Here is a 3,617-nt window from a genome sequence, read left to right as displayed (position 1 = left end):
CCTCCTTATGTGGAGTTAGTTATTATGCCGAGTTAATTTAAATTACCCTTTAATAATCATATGGTTTTCTTTATTTTCTCGGCATAATATTATTATTTAAAGCTGTTTAAGAAGTCTAATAATTCTTGATCTTTACTCCAATCAATATAATTTTCTTCAATTAATTTCGGTGCTAAATTATTTATGGCTTCATTTTTCTTTCTTGAATCTGCTCTTGCATAAATCATAGTTGTTGAAATATCTTCATGCCCCAAAAAATCTCGAATGTAGACAATAGGAATATTAACTGCAAGCATGTGCATTGCTTTACTATGTCTAAACATATGGGGATGAACTTTTGATGGAAAACTAGGATCATTATTTTTTAATATTGTTGCATATTTTTGAACAATATATTCTATTCCATCTCTACCCATCTGTTGATTATTTTTATTTTTAATCAAATATTCATTCTTTAATTTAACATCTGTAAAAAATTTAGATATGTAAACTTCTAGTATCTGATTCATATTTTTAGAAATAGGGACTATGCGTATTTTTGAACCTTTACCATGTAGTTTAACTGTAGGATTATTACCTAAATTGATATCTTCAATTTTTAAATCACATAATTCCTGTACTCTAGCACCTGTATCATATAATAAGCACATGATGATACGATGCCTCAATCCTGCTAATGTATCTGTGGGCGGAAGATTTATTAATTTGTTCATTTGTTCTTCAGTTAGATAATCAACTTGTCTAATAGTAGTTTTTAATGATTTAACTGATAAAACAGGCTGTAAATAAGCCAGATTTTCAATACTTTCATACTGTGCAAAATTTATAAATGATTTGATTCCTGCTAATCTTTGATTGATAGTAACAGGTGTATTCCCACGATTTTTCAACCATTCAATAAATTCAAGAACAAGTTCTCTATTAATTTGATGCATCTTAAATTTATTAATGTTCATACTTTTGTCATCTCTTAGAAAAAGAATAAATAATTTTAAAGAATCTTTATAGCTGTTTATAGTATTTTTTGAACAGTTTCGGTGAAGAGGTAAATATTCAGTTAAAAACTTGGTTATGAGAACTGCAAAATCAGTTGCTGTCATATTCTTCAATCTTTTCAATCATATTAGGATAGAAACTTTCAAGTTTTAACTGAATCATCGGAAAAAGTGTAGCTGTCAATTTAAGATAATAAGCTGTTTCATCAAAACTTTCATGACCTAACATCGTTTTCATATATGGCAGATATACCAATAAATTCTTTTCCTCATATACCCATTTCTTTAATAAATTAACACAATAAGTATGACGAAAGTCATGAACTCGTGGACCACGTCCACTATGCGATATTCCTGCTTTATCAAGATATCTTCTGAAATTTTTGTACACACACTGAAGTGTTAGTGGTTTGCCAGGTAATTTCATAAAGAAATATTCTGATTCATCAGAATCAATATGAATAGTTGATTTTAATTCTTTACATTTTTTTACTAATACAGGATGAATTGGAATTTTTCTGTCTTTATTATTTTTTCCGTTTTTAACTATAAAGTAGCCTTCATCCAAATGGAAGTCCTCAATTTTAGCCAATCTTAGCTCAGATACACGTAATCCGCTTGTATATAATAATCTAAAAAATATAGGCATAATAATATGACGATATGGGCATTCAGAAGGAACTGATTGACTCTTATCAACGGCTTCAAAAAATCTTCTTAATTCATCATCGGTATAGATATGTGCATTATATTTTGGGGCGCTTCTTGTCAATTTCTTTGGAGGAACATATACATCAAATCCTAATTCTAATAAATATGAGCATAGTACTCTCATAATTGATATTCTATTGTTTTGATTTGCTTGTGTTTCATACGTTTTTCTTAGACACCATTCATCAACTACTGATTTAATAATTACTTTTTCTTGTATGTTTTTATCTACAAAATATTTGTCTATTCTTTTTAATGCGAATTCTTCTGCTGCGTATTTAAATCCTTGTGCTCTCTTTAAATTGATCAGATCCTGAATTTCGTTTTTGAAAATACTATCGAATATTAATGTATTCATCATCAAACACCAAATCCAAAACGCATTCTTTTAATTTATCAAGATCTGTCTTTAAATAAATAGAAGTTATATCAGTACTAGAATGTCCAAGAATTGATGTGATAACTGGCAATTCAACCCCTGCATCGAGAAGCATAGAAGCTGATGTATGCCTTAGAGAGTGAAAGCCTCTATGACAATTTTTGTTTAATGGAATTTTCGCTTTTTTCATATAAAAATGAATTCTACCTGACAAATGGTTTTCATCACTTAGTATATCAAAAGGTGGCATATGTTTTAAAAATATATTTTTTGATTCATAATATTTAGGTCTTCCATTTTTTATATAATCTATTACTGCCCATCCAACTGCATCAGGGATAGGTAATGTTAATGGTTTTTTTGTTTTATGTTGAATAATGCTCAACTTTTTTTCTTCCCAGTTAAAATCATCAAATGTTAGATTCTTAATATCAGAAATACGTAACCCTAAAATACAAGCTAGTACTATCATTGCGTAATCCCTTTTTCCAATAGGACTGTTTCTATCAATGGTCTGTAATAATTTTTTAATTTCATCTTCAGTCCATACCGATGGTATCTTAGCCGATTTTGATATAGTTGGCATATGAATAAGAGAAGCAATATCACTTTTTAATATATTTTTTTCATTCAAATATCTTAAAAAATATCGTAATCCGCAGATATGTTGTTCAATCGTTTTAAAAGACATACCAGTAAAAGTTCTTATATAATCATTGCATATGGATAAATCAATATGACTAACATCAGTTATTCTTTTTTGATTAAGATAATCAAGAAATATTAGAGAAATTCTAATATAATGTTTTTTAGTAGATTTCGACAATTCGGTGTGATCTAAATAATCATTAAAATGAATATGAACATTTAAATAATCACCCTCTAATCTGATTGGATTTTTAGATGCATGATATCGTCTAGTAAGTACACCATGAAGCTTATAATCCTGTAAAATTTGAATCGACCTAATCAACTGCATCTGTTGATCTTTTAATTTGGATTCTTCAAAAACTGAAACAATACCATGAATCTTTTCCAAAAATATTAAACCTTTATCAATAGAAAAAACATCATCTCCATATTCTGATAAAAGAAAATCATTTAGTTTTTTCCATTCTCTTTTATAAAAGTTTATGGTGGATGAACTATAGTTATTATCAACTAATAATTCTGTTAATCCACTACAAATTAGTTCTAATCTCATAATCATCACGCTCCTTTAAATAGAAATAGAACTATATTTCTATTTAAATTGTGATGTATTATGCCGAGAAAATAAAGAAAACCATATGATTATTAAAGGGTAATTTAAATTAACTCGGCATAATAACTAACTCCACATAAGGAGGATTATGCCGATATCCACATAATCCTCCTTGAGGTACACCTTTAGTTGTTTCCTCAAATTTATGTTTTACTACGACTCCTGCATTGAGATATTTATGTATGAGTGATATGACTCTTCCATCTTTAATAGTTTGTGAAAGTATCTGTATAAGTCTTGAATGATTGACTGTATCAAAGTATTTCTC

At 28.4% G+C, this 3,617-nt stretch carries 3 protein-coding genes and 1 pseudogene; all 4 read right to left on the bottom strand.

What is annotated here, in order from left to right; all coding sequences use genetic code 11:
• Positions 1 to 92: 92 nt before the first annotated feature.
• Positions 93 to 1,100, bottom strand: coding sequence for a site-specific integrase (locus B5E87_RS14615; protein WP_087246132.1), 1,008 nt, complete (start codon positions 1,098 to 1,100; stop codon positions 93 to 95).
• The gene (locus B5E87_RS14610; protein ID WP_087246130.1) at positions 1,087 to 2,064 is read right to left on the bottom strand and encodes a tyrosine-type recombinase/integrase; all 978 of its coding nucleotides are present in this window, start codon (positions 2,062 to 2,064) and stop codon (positions 1,087 to 1,089) included. The genes B5E87_RS14615 and B5E87_RS14610 overlap by 14 nt, the downstream gene beginning before the upstream one ends.
• Positions 2,042 to 3,289 carry a site-specific integrase gene (locus tag B5E87_RS14605; protein ID WP_224762640.1) on the bottom strand — a complete coding sequence of 416 codons (1,248 nt, stop codon included), beginning with the start codon at positions 3,287 to 3,289 and terminating at the stop codon, positions 2,042 to 2,044. Before B5E87_RS14605 ends, B5E87_RS14610 begins: the two co-directional genes overlap by 23 nt.
• A gap of 109 nt (positions 3,290 to 3,398) precedes the next feature.
• A pseudogene (locus B5E87_RS14600) lies at positions 3,399 to 3,617 on the bottom strand (hypothetical protein); the annotation flags it as partial.

The sequence above is a fragment of the Massilimicrobiota sp. An142 genome, from assembly GCF_002160725.1.
Lineage (GTDB): Bacteria > Bacillota_I > Bacilli_A > Erysipelotrichales > Coprobacillaceae > Allocoprobacillus > Allocoprobacillus merdigallinarum.
The sequence above is the reverse complement of the archived record's forward strand: the minus strand, read 5'-3'. Positions and strand labels throughout refer to the sequence as shown.

Excerpts from the sequence above, each read along its gene's own strand:
- B5E87_RS14615 (WP_087246132.1), bottom strand. The coding sequence starts at position 1,100 with ATGACAGCAACTGATTTTGCAGTTCTCATAACCAAGTTTTTAACTGAA.
- B5E87_RS14610 (WP_087246130.1), bottom strand. The coding sequence starts at position 2,064 with ATGAATACATTAATATTCGATAGTATTTTCAAAAACGAAATTCAGGAT.
- B5E87_RS14605 (WP_224762640.1), bottom strand. The coding sequence starts at position 3,289 with ATGAGATTAGAACTAATTTGTAGTGGATTAACAGAATTATTAGTTGAT.